Source organism: Gammaproteobacteria bacterium (assembly GCA_015709695.1).
Lineage (GTDB): Bacteria > Pseudomonadota > Gammaproteobacteria > Steroidobacterales.
Genome location: CP054183.1, coordinates 2432168 through 2447198 on the forward strand (window position 1 = coordinate 2432168; position 15031 = coordinate 2447198).

The following is a 15031-nucleotide window of genomic DNA, read 5'->3' on the forward strand; positions in this document are numbered from 1 at the left end:
ACCTAATTGACCGTGGACCCAGCCGTTCCAGCCTTGGACGCGTCAAGAAACAGCCCGAGTTCGTAGATTCGGGCAGTCAGGGTCAGCGGATCCTTCGTTGACTGTCCGCAAAACGCCCGGCTGCCGCTCCTGACACGGCGTAGCTGGTCATCAAATATGCGACTCATGTCGGACCATCCCAAGGGGACATGCCCCCCGAATTCGGCAATCAGAATCGGCAATTCGAAACCAGGCGCATTGTATGGCCATCCGAATCTGTTTCCCTCCAGGCGCTTGAGCCACTCGTTTGACAGGTAGGCAAGCGAGGACAGAAAGCCATCCGAGCGCCAGAACGAGTGGCCGGGCAGGCAGCGTCGAATCCTGGAGAACGGATGTAAGGTGTAATGGTGATAGCCGATCTCCAGCTCCTCTATCGCCTCTCGTGATCTTGCCTCCCGGGCCGTGTAAAGAACCCGTAACAGGCGCTCTCTCGGCCCGCGCCCGCAGAAGAGATGATGAATCCTTCCATCGGCACGCACGTGGAACGCGCCCGCCTGGCACGCATCCAGGAACCGCTCTACGTGCTCCAGGGCACCCAGTTCGGCTGCCGCAGCCGCAAACCATGCCTGATGGTCCAGTGTGGCATCGATTCTGTAATTGCCAGAATGAACGTCGAACCGGTGCCATGCACCCTGCGTATCGTTGAACCGATGGCGCTTATAGAAGTCGGCGGCGAACTCAAGTGTATCTCCCCTTCCCAGCACCTGTCCTGCGCGAACCAGGGCCTCGATGATCCACGCGCCTCCAATTACGCCATTGCACCAGTCGTGACCGTCCTTTTGCCGCAGGATGAAGCCGCCATTCACGAGATATGGACAGCTGTTCAGCACCCAGTTCGCCAATGCCGATGCGGCCTCGCGAAAATCACGCCTTTCATACAGCCGGTGACCTATTGCAAATGCCAGAAGCCAGTGGCAGGAATTTCGGACTGATGACTCGAGGGCGAGATGGGGCCCGTTGTGGCCCGGGGCGCAGAAAGCCGTATCGTCCCCAGTCTCAATAAGGCCCCGGAGACCTTCTTCGAGAAACTGAAGATAGGTGCTGGTCGCCAATGCGACAAATTCCTGTCTAGTCACTTGTCTTGCCCAGGCCAGAACGACGTACACGCACGGTGATTGCGGCAATCACGGAAAAATCGATCAACGCAAAGACGATTCTTATCCCGACAAGGATCCACAATACCTCATGAATTCGCGTGATCCACCCCGCAAAAACTGCTCCCCATAAACATGCGATCATCGTCAATTGGCCTACGTGCCAGAACAGCCGGTATCGGTTGAGATCCAGGAGAACCGCGGCATCTTCGACGGTAGCCAGCACAAACACAAATATCTCGCCAAAAAGCAGAATCGAAGCGTACTCGCCCGCAGTACGCCAATCCGCACCGAAAATCAGACTGAACACCTCCGGGGCAAGCAGCGCACCAAGCAGATAGGCTGGACATGCGATTCCGAAAGCCACCATCACGATCCGCCAGTACAGACGGACAATGGCACCATGCTCCCGGCGCGCCGCGAATTCGCCGATCTGGTTACGAAATGCCGCGCATACTGATTGTGCCAGCAGCGAAGAGGGAGCTGCGATAACCCGCTCGACGAGGCCAAAATACCCTGCGGCAACGGCACCCCCAACTGATGTAATCACTGGCGTGGGCATGCGGCCGTAGCCAGTTTTCGCCGCGTTGGACAGTGTCAGCACAAGCCCGACGTACCACTCCGCACGCGCGATGGCGCCGATCCGCTTCCAGCGCACCCGGAAGAAGCCACCCGGAACGGGCGGACGACCCAGCTTCAGCCAGACCAGCGCTGTAACCAGCAAGCCGGATGCCTGTGCCATCAGCAGGCCGTATCGCTGATATTCCGGCCCAAATATGAACGCAGGGAGAATTGCTACCGTGGCCGTGACTACCGACGCGACAACTGTCCCTCGGGCGATCCACGAAAAGGCCCCCAGGCGAATGAGCCATGCCCGCATGGCCTGCGTAAGGCTTATACCGGAGACGGTCAGAAAAAGCAGGAAGGCCAGGCTGGTCGTGGACAGGCCGGATGGCAACACGAGCGCATGCGACAGCAGGAGACCGATGAATACGGCCGAGAGAGCTGCCGCAAAGGCAATGCCCCATGTACAGATGAGCTGAACCAGAAGTGCCGCCCGGCGGTCTGCTCCCTGCAGGATGACGCGATGCTCGAGTTGCCATGTGGCTACGACCGCTGCCATCCAGGAAACAGCAGAGAACAGGGCAAAAATGCCGAACTCGCGTGGGCTGTAGATCCTGACCAGAATGGGTAGTGCGGCAATTGAAATCAGCTGGGCGATCCCCGTACCGCCCGCAAGAACTACTGCCTTTTTTACCAGACCGGGCATGTCAGCAATTCATGGCCGATGCGGCTTCTGCGGTTATGCCGTACAGTTGCCACTTGACGGATTCAGGCAGGTCCGGCTCCAACGCTTTCAGGTTCTGCTTGTGTATCTTGGTCACGCTTCAGGACGGCGCATAGCTAATGGCTACATGTGAATCGTCTGCTGTTTCCGGGCATAGCAGTTCGCAGGCGTCGCTTTCGCATGCTTACTGGTCGGACGCCGCCAAATTTCTCGTGATCACCGGGTATTTCCTGGTCCTCTCAGCAGCGTATTTCCTTGTCGGATCGCGCGGGCTCTTCAACCTGCAGATATATGCATTCCAGTTTGATGTCGAGCGATGCATCCTTGCCGTTGCCTTTCTATGCCTTGTTGCATTGGCGCTGCCGTCGAGGACGAACAAAGTATCCGACTACTTCCTCTGGCTGCATGCAGCCGTACCAATTGTTCCAACGCTCGTCTTCTTTTCCTTTTCAGGCGGCAGCATGCCCTTCCTGGGCCTCGCTATCGGGGCGTTCATCGGCATCCGATTGCTCACCCTGCCAGGCACGATCCTGGCGATTCCTGGCGTCTGCACCTCATCACCGGAGAGAGCGGTCTGGATCGGTATTCTCATACTGTATGTGCTGATCATTGCTGGCGGAGACTATTCCTCGATCGACTTTGCACCAGAGAACATCTACCTCAACAGGGCACAGATTGCCGAATCGCAATCAGGTTATTTCGAGTACCTGCATACCAATCTTGCAAAGGGACTGCTCCCCTTTCTGCTCGTTTTCTACTATGCAAGGAACAGATGGTTCCCGTTTCTCGCGACACTCATCTGCAGTCTTGGGGTGTTTCTTGTTTCCCAGCATCGCGCGGCGCTGTTCTTCCCCTTGCTGGCGCTGCTGTGCTATGCGGCCACGCGGCGCAGCAAGCGTGCAGGCGGGGGAAACCTAATCGCAATGCTCACTGTCGTGCTGGCGATCGGCATGGTCTTCACCTTGAGTGACATGACAGTCCTGTTCGGAGACATCATCATCAGGCGGACTTTCATCGTTCCCGCCGCGCTGAACTTCGAATACTTCAGCTTCTTCAACAACAATCCCTTCACACTGTTTTCCGATTCAAAGCTCTCGCTCGGCCTGCTGCCGAGGGTCTACCAGGAACAGATCCCCTATCTCATCGGCTATCAGATTGGCCTGCCAGGGGCGCACGCGAATTCGAGCTATCTCGGCTCGGGGTATCAGCAGGCTGGCGTAGTTGGTGTGTTGCTGTACGTCCTTGTGATTTCAGCCACCCTGCGAGCACTCGATGGCATCGGCAAACGGATGAACAATCATTGCTTCGTCTTCGCCGTCTGCGCCCCGTCTTTATTCTGGCTGATTGACTCATCGGATCTGCCGAGCGTGTACGTTACACACGGCCTGCTCCTGGCCACTGCCATCCTCTGGTACTGGGCAGGCTACTTGCGGCTTTATTTCGCCGGCCTGGACAGCGCGAGCGATACGCCGAAAACCAGGCCGATCAACCCGCCGGCCGCCAGGTAGTAGCCGCGCTTTGGTCGCGCAATGTCGTCGGGATCGGGCGGCAAGGCCCGGTCGACCACGCGGAATGCAAACTCTTCCGTCACCGTAGCCAGCATCCGGCGGTTCACCTGTGCCTCGAGAAGCCGGGCCAGGTTGGCCCGGGTTTCCAGCTGCGTGGTCCTGGTCAACTCGGCTTCGAGATAGGCCACCGACTCGTCAGCGCTCTTGATGGCTCGGTCGCGCATCGTTCTGTTGAAGCTGGCCACGAAATCATTCGCGATCGTCGCAGCCTCCGTCGGGTCACTCCAGTCGATCATCAGCCTGAACAACCCTGACTTTTTGTCTGGAACGAGCGTACGAACATGCCTGTCAAATCTGACCGCTCCGGACGCCAGTGTCGGCGGTTCAGATGTCCCAGCCCTCCAGCGAGCCTGCTGGCTGTCCCACCGCTCGGAAAAGAGCTTCGGCAGAAGGCCGGCATCCTGGATGAACTTCTCGGAAAAGCTCCTGGACTGCATTACCGCAAGCGACTCTTCCGTGGTCGAGTTCGCCCGGTCAAGCGAAAATCCAGCAAGGCCCGAGAGCGCACCAAGGGCGGGCATCAGCGCGCCATCGAGGCGCCCGCCACTTTCCGCAGGAATCAGGACCACCGTTGCACGGTAGACCGGCGACACGAAAAAGGAGGCTGCGCCGAAAAGCAGGCTGAACAGCACGACAGCGCCAAAAACCCAGTGCAGCCTGCGGAGCAATAGCCGCAGGACTTCATCAAGCCTGATGACGTCATCGTCAATCATCATGGGCGCCTGCCGGCCCTCCCGCGGATACGAAAGTCACGTTGCAACGAACTGTACAAGCCAGCCTCTAGAAACTGCATCAGAACGAATTCACCGCCGCCACCGCCACCGCCAGGTTGTAGATGATGCTGGTGACCGAGGTCCACATCGGCAGCGGCGGCAGGCGCTCGGCGTCCACGGGAACGACGATGGTGTCGCCCGGCTGGATGTTGATGCGGCCGCTCGGCAGCCAGCGGCTGCTGGAGGCGGCGGCGACCTGGCCGTTGGCACGGATCACGTAGACCCGGCCCTTGTCGGCCTTCTGGGTGAAGCCGCCGCTGAGGTTGATGTAGTCATCGCGCGCCAGGCCGTCCTGGTAGAGCTGGGAGGTGCTGGTCTGGACCTCGCCGATGACGGTGACCTCCTGCATGCGCCGCGGGATGCGCAGGCGATCTTCGCCACGCAGGAGGATGTCGTCGGCGGCACCGGGTGCTTCGCGCAGCAGCGCGGGCAGATCGATGGCGAGGCGGCCGACGGGACGGGTGTTCCGCAACTCGGCGAGCAGGGACTGGCCGGCGGCGAGCGAGCTGGTGCCTGGGGCTTCCTTGCCGGCCTGTGCGGATTGTACGGCGAGCAGGGCGAGGTCGCGCTCGAGCCGGTCGGCGAGCGTGGCGAGCTGCTGGGCTTCGCGTTCCTTGAGGGCCTGGCGCGTGAACACCGCGCCCGAGGGGAAGGCCTGGTCGGTGAGCCCGCCTGCCCTGGCGAGGAGCGCGCCGAGGGTCTCGCCACGGCGGATGGGATAGCGGCCGGGGAAGCGGATCTCGCCCTCGAGCGTCACGAACTCCTGGTCGCCCCACTGCGGCACGCGCCGGATGGTGAGGGTGTCGAAGGGCTGCAGGCGCAGGTCGGCCTTCGGGTCACCGGCCAGCGCCGCGGCGAGGTCGAGCGTGACCACGCTGGCCTTGCGCACCTGGCCATCGACGACCTGATAGCGCGCGAGTTCCGCTTCACCGCCGAAGGCCGCCTCCGAGAGGCTGCCGCCGGCGCGCACCAGGTCGCCCACGGTCATGTCCGGCTCGAGGGGATACTCGCCCGGCATGCGCACGCTGCCGCCGATGGACACGATGCCCGCAGGCGCAGCCATCGTGCTCTGGCGGCGGAACTCCTCCAGTACCGGGCGCAGCAGCGGCTCGCGGCTGCCTTCCATGTCGAAGACCAGGATCTGGTCGCGCGGCGCCAGCAGGAGGTCATCGGCGCCCCGGGGACTGCGCAGCGCCCGGGCCAGGCTGACCGAATGCAGTTCGATGCGCCGGTCGGGTAGCAGCTCGCGGCGGACCAGCACGTAGTCGAGATCGGCATTGGGCTTGAGGGCTTCGACGCTGCTGAGCACCTGGGTGAGGTACATGCCCTTCTGGTACTGGCGCGCGCCGGGCTGGTACACCTGACCGGCGACGACGATGCTTTCGTTGAGCGTGTCGCGCACGGTCGGGATGCGCAGGACGTCGCCGTTGCGCAGGCGTGTCTCGCGCCCCTCGCGGGTGCCGAGGTTGACGTTGAGGACCATGCGCCCGCGCGACGGGTCGATGCGCTCGATGGTGGCCACGCCCGGTGCGGCCGACTCGGTGAGCCCGCCACCGAGGTCGACGAGGGAACCCGCCGTGGCGGCACCCGCCAGCTCGTAGAGCGCGGGGCGGCGCACCTCGCCGGTGACAGCTGCGGACTCGCCCAGCGGCGGCACGAACACCACGTCGCCGGACTGCAGGCGGACGTCGTTGGCGGAGTTCCCGCGCAGCAGCAGGTCATAGAGGTCGAGCGTGCTCACCACCTGGCCGGCGCGCAGCACCCGCACACGGCGCAATGAACCGATCGGCTTGATGCCGCCCGCCGCCATCAGGGCGTTGCTGGCCGTGGACAGCCCCCCCACGGTGTACGCACCGGGGTGCTCCGCATCGCCGGTGATCATGACCTGCAGCGAGCGCAGCCGGCCCATGCCGACGGAAACGCGCGTGCCGATCATCTGCTCGGCGACGCTCGAGACGATGGCTTCCTGCATCTCCGCGAAGCGCATGCCGGCAACGGCCATCGGCCCGATCTCGGGCAGGCGGATGCGGCCGTCGCGCCCGACCGTGAGCGTGTACAGGCCCTTGACGTTGCCGAGGAACTGCAGCTCGATGGAGTCGCCCGGGCCGATGGTGTAGTCCGGCGGCACGGGCACGTCGCTGGCCTGGGCAAAGGTCGTCGGCGCATTGCGGAAGACGTCGTAGCCGAAGGGCTTGAGGGCATCGACGCCCAGCGGCTCGGGCTTGAGCAGGGTCAGCCTGACCTTGATCTGGCTGAAGGCGGGTTCGCTCTGCAGCAGCGCCGTGGCCTCCTCCGCGGTCAGCCCGGCCAGCGCCACCGGATCCGGCAGCCCGGGTATCCGCAGGCGCCCGTCGCGCTCCAGCCGGTAGGGATTGGCGGCCAGCGCCCGCGTGACGAGCTCGCGCGCGCTCTCCTCGGCTTTGGCATCCGGCACCAGGGACAGCAACACGGTGTCGCCGGGAGCGGCGCGGAGGGCATCGCGCACCTCGCCGGTCCTGGGGCGGGTGGTTGCCGGTGTCGTCAGCGGCTGGTCGGCACTGCCGCGCTGGCCGTACTGCTCCAGCAAGGCCCGTTGCTGCTCCGGCGGCAGCTGGTTGAGCAGCTGCAGCTGCTCCGGCGAGGGCACCTGGGCCATGGCCCGGAACGAGGCAAGGACCAGCAGTGTGACGATGACCCCAAGCCAGCCCGTTGCAGACTTCACGCTACATCCCCGCTGCGACTTCCGACCCGCATGCACGGCCGGTCATGAAGCTGTCGAGCACCCGGGCAAAGGTTCGTTAGCCCACCGGCGCGCCCCGGCCTGCGATGGTAATCACTGCTGGTCCGGCCCGCAACGACTGCCAGGCGCTGCGCTAGATCCACTGCGACCAGTCACGCCGGTTCTCGGCGACGTGGAACAGCGCGGCGATGACGCGCCGGTCGAACTGGCTGCCGGCGCCGCGCATGAGTTCGTCGAGCGCGCCCTGTATCGAGAGCTGCTGGCGATAGGCGCGCGGGCTGAGGAGCGCGACGAAGGCGTTGGCGACGGCGAGCACCTGGCCGGCGAGCGTGATGCGGTCCCCGGCGAGGCCGCGCGGGTAGCCGCGGCCGTCTGGGCGCTCCTGCTTCTGCGCGATGATGTCCACGACCGGCCCGTCGAACTGCAGGCCGCGCAGCAGCTCCAGCCCGTACTCGACATGGCGGTGGAGCAGCTGCTGCTCCTCCGCCGTCAGCGGTCCGTCGCGGCTGAGCAGCTCCGCCGGGATCATGATCTTGCCGATGTTGGCGAGACTCGCCGCCAGGTTGAGCGTGCTGCGCTCCTGGTCGCTGAAGCCCAGCTCCCGCGCCAGCGCATCGGCCACCTCGGTCATGCGCTGGGCGTGGTTCGCCGAATAGGGATCGTGCCGGTCGACGACGCTGACCAGCGTCAGCACCAGCCGGCGCAGCATGTCGGTGTTGCGCTCGTTGGCCTGCTGCATCTCCGTCACGTCGCCCAGCACCAGCAGTATCAGGTCGCCCTCCTCGCCGATGCGGTCCACCGGGATGAAGCTGGCGTGGAAGCTCCGCTGCCGTTCGCCGAGCGGCCAGTGCAGCAGCCGGTGCGCGGCGCCGCCCTGCTGGCGCACCTGGCCGATGCCGTCGAGGAGCACGGCCTGCACCGGCTGGGGCAGCACCGCCGTCAGCAGGCCGCCAAGCATGGACTTGATGGTGGTGCCGGCGGCGCTGGCGGCGGCCTGGTTGGCGAACAGCACGCGGTTGTCCGCGGCCACCAGCAGTGTCAGCACGTCGAGGCTGTCGGTGATGGTGTGCAGGCGGTCGGTCTGCCGCTGCAGCCGGCCGGCCTTGTCGGCCAGCTCGTCGGCGAGGTGCCGGGCGCGCACGCCGCTGCCGTGGCGCCAGGCCGCCACCGCCACCGCCGCCACCGAGAACAACAGCAGCGACAACGCCACCAGCAGGAAACGCCGGCGCTCGTCGGCGAGGCTCAGCGCCTGGCTGGCGTCGACCTGCTGGGCCAGCACCCAGGGCTGGCCGGTGATCGGCCGGCTCACCTGCAGGACACGCTCGCCGCGGTAGTTGTCGAGGCTGACGAGGCGGCCGGGCATGGTCACCGCCGCCACCTCCGCCAGCTCGGTGCGCGCCAGCGGCAGGCTCCGGCGCAGCGGCCGGGAACCGTCACGGGTCGGCGACAGCAGCACCACGTCCTCGCCGCGCTTCTCCAGCAGCAGCGATTCGCTCTCCTCGGCGAAGTCGGGGCCGCGGCTCAGCAGCGGATAGAGGTCGGTGGCGGCGGCGCGGATGGCGAGCAGCACGCCCAGCGGCCGGGCAGCGTCGGCGCCCGCGCCGGATACCGTGGCGATCGGCAGGGCCTGCACCAGCACCGCCTGGTCCTCGGCATCGGTCATGAGCACGACCACCCGCTGGCCGGCCAGCGCCTGCTGCGCCACGGCCGCGTAGGTGTCGGCCAGCTCGAACAGCCCCGGTGTCGCCACCAGCGGCCTGAGGCGGCCATCGAGGAGCGCCAGCCCGGCGCTGCGCGGCTGCGGCATGTTGGCGGGCACGCGCGCGGCGCTGCCGGATCCGAACCCATCGCGGTCCGCCGCCGCCAGCAGCAGGTTGCGCAGGTAGCCGAGCGAGCCGGCCTCCGCGGCCGCGGGTCCTGCAGCGGGCTCGCCCGCACCGGCGGCCTGCCACAGGTAGAAGCGCAACGAGGCATTGGCGGCCAGTTCCTCGAGGTTGCGCCGGTCGGTGGCGAGCAGCCGCGCGATGGCATCCGCCTTGGTGTCGGCCACCAGGCCGAGCCGGGTCTCCCACTGCAGGAGGTCGCGCTGCTTCTCCTCGCCGATGTAGGCATTGATGAGGAAGGCACCGACACCGAGCAGCAGCGCCAGCAGGGCTGCGGCGGCGGCGACCGAGGCGCGCGGGCTGATCACCGGCGCGATCCGCCGGCCGGCGTGTGGATCCACCAGCCGTGCTCGTTGATGGAGTACACGGGCGCGTAGTGCACCACCTGCCGGTGCGGCAGCACGGCGCGCACCTGGTTGTCCAGCACCAGGATGTCATCGCTGCGGCCCACGGCCAGCACCGCGTGGGGCGCGCGCAGATTGGTGTCCTGGACGACGACGATGCGCAGGTCGCCATCCGGATAGCCGAGCCAGCGCAGGGAGAAGTACTTGGTGATGGCGTAGTCCTCGCAATCGCCGCCGTTGCCGAAGAACTCCCGGGGAATGGCCCAGTAGTCCTCGATGCCGTAGTTGTCGATGTCGAGGACGTAGTCCATCTCGTTGGCGTAGCGGTTGACCTCGCGCAGCTGCTCCGCGGCCGGCCGGCCGCGCAGGCCGCCGAGGAAGGCGAGCCAGCGGCCCATGTGGCAGCGGTTGATGCGCCGCTCGCCGCAGTCGCCGTCGCGCAGGTTGTCCTTCAGCTGGCGCTCCAGCGCCTGCAACCACTGCGGGAAGGCGGCGATGCCCTCCTGGGGCGCCTGGTGGTAGCCGAAGAGGTCCGGCGCGAAGGCGCGGGCCGGGCCGGCGATCAGGACCAGTGCCAGGACCGGGAGCGTCCGGGCCGCTGCCCGGCGGAACTGGGACATGTTCGATTGAGCCGCTGCGGGTGACACCGTAGTATCACGTAGTCTTCGACTCCATAACAACCAACTTTATGAAAAACCAGTCGAGCCGCCCGCTCCCCCGTCATCACCAGCTGCTGGCGTTGCTGGCACTGCTGCCGTTCATGCTGCCGGCAGGCGCTGCCGCGACCACCGACGACATCCAGGCCCGCTTCGACTCGGCCCTGCAAGCCATCGACAACGATCACCTGCTGACCGCGCGGCAGACCCTGCAGGACCTGCTGGCCGATAACCCGAGCCTCAACCGCGCGCGCCTGGAACTGGCCCGCGTCCACTACCTCACCGAGGATTTCCCCAGGGCCCGGGCCGAGGCGCAGCGTGTCCTCGACGACCCGACGACGCCGCCGCAGGTGCGGGCGACGGTGCTGGCCTTCCTCGCGCAGATCGACGCCGACGAGAAGCGCGTCACCCAGCGCCACCAGTGGCGGCCGTCGATCTACGCCGGGCTGATGTACGACTCCAACGTCAACATCGGGCCGAGCCGCGACATCATCGACATCGGCGGCACCCGCTACACGGTGCTGCCGGGCTCGCAGGAGACCGACGACTTCGCCTGGGTGGTCAACCCGGCCCTCTCCCACATCTACAACCCCAACCGCCATTTCCAGTCCGGGGAGCACACCGGCAGCTTCATCTGGCAGACCGACGCCAGTGCCTACTACCGCGGCTATTTCGATGAGCACGACTTCAACCTCGGCGTGCTGACGCTGCGTACCGGCCCGGCCTGGATCGTGCCGCGCCACTGGCGCGCCACGGTGGGCCTGCAGGCCGACCAGATCTGGCTCGGCGACGACAGCCTGGCGCTGTTCACCTCGCTGTACCCCGGCATCGTCTGGCAGCTCGGGGAGGACTGGGAGATCGGCCTCGACGCCGGCCTCACCCATCGCAACTACGATGACCATGCCGACAGCGGCCGCGACGGCTGGGACAAGAAGGCCAACGTCTCGGCCACCCGCTACTTCGACGGCCGCCGCTGGGCGCTGCAGGGCGGTGTCGGCTACCACGATTTCGACGCCGACGAGGACCGCTTCGGCTACCACGGCCCGGAGGTCTACCTGGGCGCCATCGCCCAGGCCTGGGACGGCGGCATGGTGTATGGCCGCATCGGCTACACGCTCTACGACTTCGACGGCACCGAGCCGCTGTTCAACACCGGCCGCGACGACGACGAGTGGCGCTACACGCTGGGGTTCCAGCACGACTTCCGCGAGGGTCTGCTCGGCGGCTGGGCGCTGCAGGGCAGCTGGATCTACACCGACAACCGCTCGGACGTGGACATCTACCAGTACGACCGCAACGTCGTCAGCCTCGGCCTCGCGCGGAGTTTCTGAAAACCACGCGATGCTTCGTTAACATATTGCCGGACACGCTTCACACCACGCCGATGACGGCGTGAACCCGCCGCGATTTTCCGGTACAACTAGGCCAAGGCGGACCACAAGCCAACAAGACCGCCGGGGCGGCAGATCCCGCCCGCTGGAGAACAACAACAATGCATGCCATCAGGCTCGCCATCCTTTTCCTGCTCGCTTCCTGGTCGTTCGGCGCCCACGCGGCCGATCTCGCGCTGCAGAACCGGGACTGCGCCAAGGTCCTCGAGAGCTGGGCCGAGAACCCGAAGTCGGTGCCCAAGGGGCTCGTCGACGCCTGCAAGGAGCAGCTGGCCCAGGCGGCACCGGTCGCCGCCGTGGCTGCCGCGCCGGCCCCGGCCGCGATCGATCCCTGCGCCCAGGGCGGCGCTGCGGGCAATGTGCTCTGCTGGGGCCCCTGGGCTGCGCTGGCACCCGCGGCCGCGGCGCCGCTCGCATCGCTCGCCATCCCCGAGGAGCGCGGCGACTGCGACGTCGGCTCGGGCCTCGCCGAACAGTGCCGCGTGCAGCTGGCGGCAGCGGAACCCCCGGCGGAATACCTCGTCGAGCCCTGCACGGCCGGTGCGCCCTGCGGCTTCGCCACCTTCGTCAGCGGCGTCACCAGCACGGGCGACGTCGAGGACACCTCGTTCAAGCGCTTCGACATGGACAGTGATGGCACGCGCTTCACCGTCGACCCGGACGGGCCCGACCAGGTGGATTCGGTCACCATGGGCACCAACGTCCAGCCGCGTCCCGACGAGTGGTCGAACCTGCGGGCGAACGGCACGGCGGGCAGCGAGCAGTCGCGGCTGGTCGCCCGCATCCTCGGCGACGAGGAGAGCGGCATCGAGCTGGCCGCCGACATCTGGGCGCATGGCAACCGCGAGACCCGCACCGGCCACTCCGGCTACTTCGCCTGGGGCACGGCCACCTCCGCCTCCGGCCTGAGCCTGCTCAACGGCAACGGCATTTCGCTGACCTTCACCGGCCCGATGTCGGTCAACAACGCCACCAACGCCTCGGTCACCGTGAATTTCGGCAGCCAGGCGAACTGGACGGGCACCTGGACCAACCCGGCCTGGTCCTTCGGCGCGGGCGGCAGCGTCAGCGGCCCGAACCTGCTGTCCAGCCCCGCGCAGTTCACCAGCAATGTGCAGTCCGGCAGCGTCGTGCAGGGCGCGCTGCTCGGCGAGCCCGGCAGGCAGCAGGGGCTCGCCCACATCATCGACGTGCGCCTCACCGACGGCGGCCACATCAAGGACGTGGGCCTGCTGCGTCCCACCGGCCCCGTCCCGGATGCCGCCGGCGCCATCTCGCCCTGAGGAAGCAGACCATGACCACGCCAATCCGCATCACCCTGCTCGCCACGCTGGCCCTGCTCGCCCTCCCGGCCGGGGCCGCCAGCATCACGCTGCAACCCTCGCAGGCGATCGTCCAGCAGGGCGCGAGCTTCACCGTGGACCTGCTGCTCGATGCGCTCGATGCGCCCGGGAGCCACCCCGGGATGTTCGGTGGCCAGGTGGTCATCGACTACGACCCGGCGCTGCTGCAGTTCACCGGCTTCGACACCAGCCTGCACCTGTTCGAGCCGGTCACCGAGGGCACGTCGGGCACGCGCAAGACCGTCACGTTCGGTTTCGACAACGCCACGGACAACGGCCTGGTCGGCCGCTACGGCTTCAAGGCCATCGGCAGCCCGCAGCAGATTGCGACACTCGGCGTGCAGGATGCCGATGACTTCATGGGCACCTTCATCAGCTACCTGCCGACCTACAAGGCCTTCTATCCCGGCTTCACCGGCACCTCGGTGCAGATCGCGGCCGTGCCGCTGCCCGCCGGCGCATGGATGGCCCTGACCGCGCTCGGCGCGGCGGCCACCCGCCTGCGACGCCGCAGCCGGCAGGAAAGCCCCGCCACTCGATGAGGCCGGCGCCGGCCTGGCTCGCCGCGGCACTGCTCGCCTCCTCCGCCGCCGGCTTCGCCGCCGGCAACACACCACCCGCGGGCGCAGCCGCCGATGCCTGGCGGGCGGCGATTGCCGATGCCGCCGCCGATGGCCTCGATCCGGCCGCCTACGACGATGCCGCCAGCCTGGCGCAGGATCTCGGCGCCGGGCGGCTCGATCCGCGCCTCGCCGATCCCGACTGGCACATCCCGCGGCCCGCCCCGGCCATCGACCTCGGCAGCGGCCTGCTGCCCGAAGCCCTGCGGCCCGCATCGGCCGACTACGCCCGCCTGCGCGAGGCGCTGCGCCGCTACCGCGCGATCCGCGACAGCGGCGGCTGGCCCACACTGCCGGCCGGCGAAGGGCTGCGTGCCGGCCAGCGTGATCCGCGGGTGGCGACGCTGCGCGAACGGCTGCGGCGGAGCGGCGACTTCGACAGCGAGGTCGGCGCCGACCCCTGGTTCTTCGACGCCGCGCTCGACGGCGCGCTGCGCCGCTTCCAGCAGCGCGTCGGCCTGCCGGCCAGCGGCATCCTCGACGAGGCAACCCGCGCGGCGGCCAATGTCGGCATCGACGAACGCATCGGCCAGCTCGCCGTGGCGCTGGAGCGCTGGCGCTGGCTGCCACGCCAGCCGGGCGAGGAGCATGTGTGGGTCAATATCGTCACCGGCACGCTCGAGGTGGTGGGGCCAGGCGGGCCGGAACTCGCCATGCGCGTGATCGTCGGCCATCCCAGCCGCCCGACACCCGCCATGAGCGGCGAACTGCGCCAGGTCAGCTTCAACCCGGCCTGGTCGGTGCCACGGACGATCGCCGTGGAGGACCTGCTGCCGCGCGAGCAGGAGGAGCCCGGCTTCCTCGCCGCGCGGGGCTTTCACGTGTTCGCCGCGGGCAGCGGCCGGCAACTGGCTGTCGACGCGGTGCCCTGGTCCCGCCTCGACGCCGAACACTTTCCCTACCGCCTGCGCCAGGACCCGGGACCGGGCAATGCCCTCGGGCGCGTGAAGATCGCCTGGGACAACCCCTACGACATCTACCTGCACGACACGCCATCGAAGGGCCTCTTCGACCTCAACCGGCGCACGCTGAGTTCCGGTTGCATCCGCCTGCAGGACGCAGCGGCGCTGGCGACGCTGCTGCTGTCGCGGGATCGGCGCTGGGATGCCGCAGCGACCGCGGCCGCCATCGACCGCGGCAGCACGCAGGTGCTGAACCTGAGGCATCGCCTGCCGGTCTACGTGGTCTACCTCACCGCCTGGGTGGAAGCCGATGGCAGCGTGCAGTTCCGCCGCGACAGCTACGGGCGCGATGCGCGGGTGCTGGCGGCCCTGCAGGCCTCGCTGGCGGAAGCAGGCGGCGCCCGGTGACCG

At 67.1% G+C, this 15031-nt stretch carries 11 protein-coding genes; 5 read left to right on the plus strand and 6 right to left on the minus strand.

The annotated features are described in order from the left end of the window. Positions 1 to 2: 2 nt before the first annotated feature. Both HRU81_11260 and HRU81_11265 read right to left on the minus strand, forming a co-directional pair. Positions 3 to 1145 (minus strand): hypothetical protein, encoded by a 1143-nt coding sequence (locus HRU81_11260; GenBank protein QOJ32642.1) that lies wholly within the window; start codon positions 1143 to 1145, stop codon positions 3 to 5. After that, a complete protein-coding gene (locus HRU81_11265) occupies positions 1108 to 2403 on the minus strand; it encodes a hypothetical protein (protein QOJ32643.1) in 1296 nt (431 codons plus the stop codon). Before HRU81_11265 ends, HRU81_11260 begins: the two co-directional genes overlap by 38 nt. Before the next feature lie 137 nt (positions 2404 to 2540). Here HRU81_11265 and HRU81_11270 point away from each other — a divergent pair, with 137 nt between their 5' ends. After that, the gene (locus tag HRU81_11270) at positions 2541 to 3929 is read left to right on the plus strand and encodes a hypothetical protein (GenBank protein QOJ32644.1); all 1389 of its coding nucleotides are present in this window, start codon (positions 2541 to 2543) and stop codon (positions 3927 to 3929) included. Here HRU81_11270 and HRU81_11275 read toward each other — a convergent pair. From HRU81_11275 to HRU81_11290, 4 genes are all read right to left on the minus strand, one after another. Beyond that, a complete protein-coding gene (locus tag HRU81_11275) occupies positions 3857 to 4705 on the minus strand; it encodes a hypothetical protein (protein QOJ32645.1) in 849 nt (282 codons plus the stop codon). The genes HRU81_11270 and HRU81_11275 overlap by 73 nt on opposite strands. Before the next feature lie 76 nt (positions 4706 to 4781). After that, positions 4782 to 7463 (minus strand): SLBB domain-containing protein, encoded by a 2682-nt coding sequence (locus tag HRU81_11280; protein ID QOJ32646.1) that lies wholly within the window; start codon positions 7461 to 7463, stop codon positions 4782 to 4784. 151 nt (positions 7464 to 7614) lie between these two features. Further along, positions 7615 to 9705, minus strand: a complete 2091-nt coding sequence (locus HRU81_11285) for an HD domain-containing protein (GenBank protein ID QOJ32647.1) — start codon at positions 9703 to 9705, stop codon at positions 7615 to 7617. Beyond that, positions 9669 to 10328 (minus strand): transglutaminase-like cysteine peptidase, encoded by a 660-nt coding sequence (locus HRU81_11290; protein QOJ32648.1) that lies wholly within the window; start codon positions 10326 to 10328, stop codon positions 9669 to 9671. The genes HRU81_11285 and HRU81_11290 overlap by 37 nt, the downstream gene beginning before the upstream one ends. A 68-nt stretch (positions 10329 to 10396) precedes the next feature. On the opposite strand from HRU81_11290, the gene HRU81_11295 reads away from it, so the two are divergent. From HRU81_11295 to HRU81_11310, 4 genes are all read left to right on the plus strand, one after another. Continuing rightward, a complete protein-coding gene (locus HRU81_11295; protein ID QOJ32649.1) occupies positions 10397 to 11695 on the plus strand; it encodes a DUF560 domain-containing protein in 1299 nt (432 codons plus the stop codon). 161 nt (positions 11696 to 11856) lie between these two features. Further along, positions 11857 to 13038 (plus strand): hypothetical protein, encoded by a 1182-nt coding sequence (locus tag HRU81_11300; GenBank protein QOJ32650.1) that lies wholly within the window; start codon positions 11857 to 11859, stop codon positions 13036 to 13038. Positions 13039 to 13049: 11 nt separating this feature from the next. Continuing rightward, entirely contained in the window at positions 13050 to 13640 is a 591-nt protein-coding gene (locus HRU81_11305) for a hypothetical protein (protein ID QOJ32651.1), read from the plus strand. Beyond that, positions 13637 to 15028, plus strand: coding sequence for a L,D-transpeptidase family protein (locus tag HRU81_11310; GenBank protein QOJ32652.1), 1392 nt, complete (start codon positions 13637 to 13639; stop codon positions 15026 to 15028). The genes HRU81_11305 and HRU81_11310 overlap by 4 nt, the downstream gene beginning before the upstream one ends. Positions 15029 to 15031: the final 3 nt, after the last annotated feature.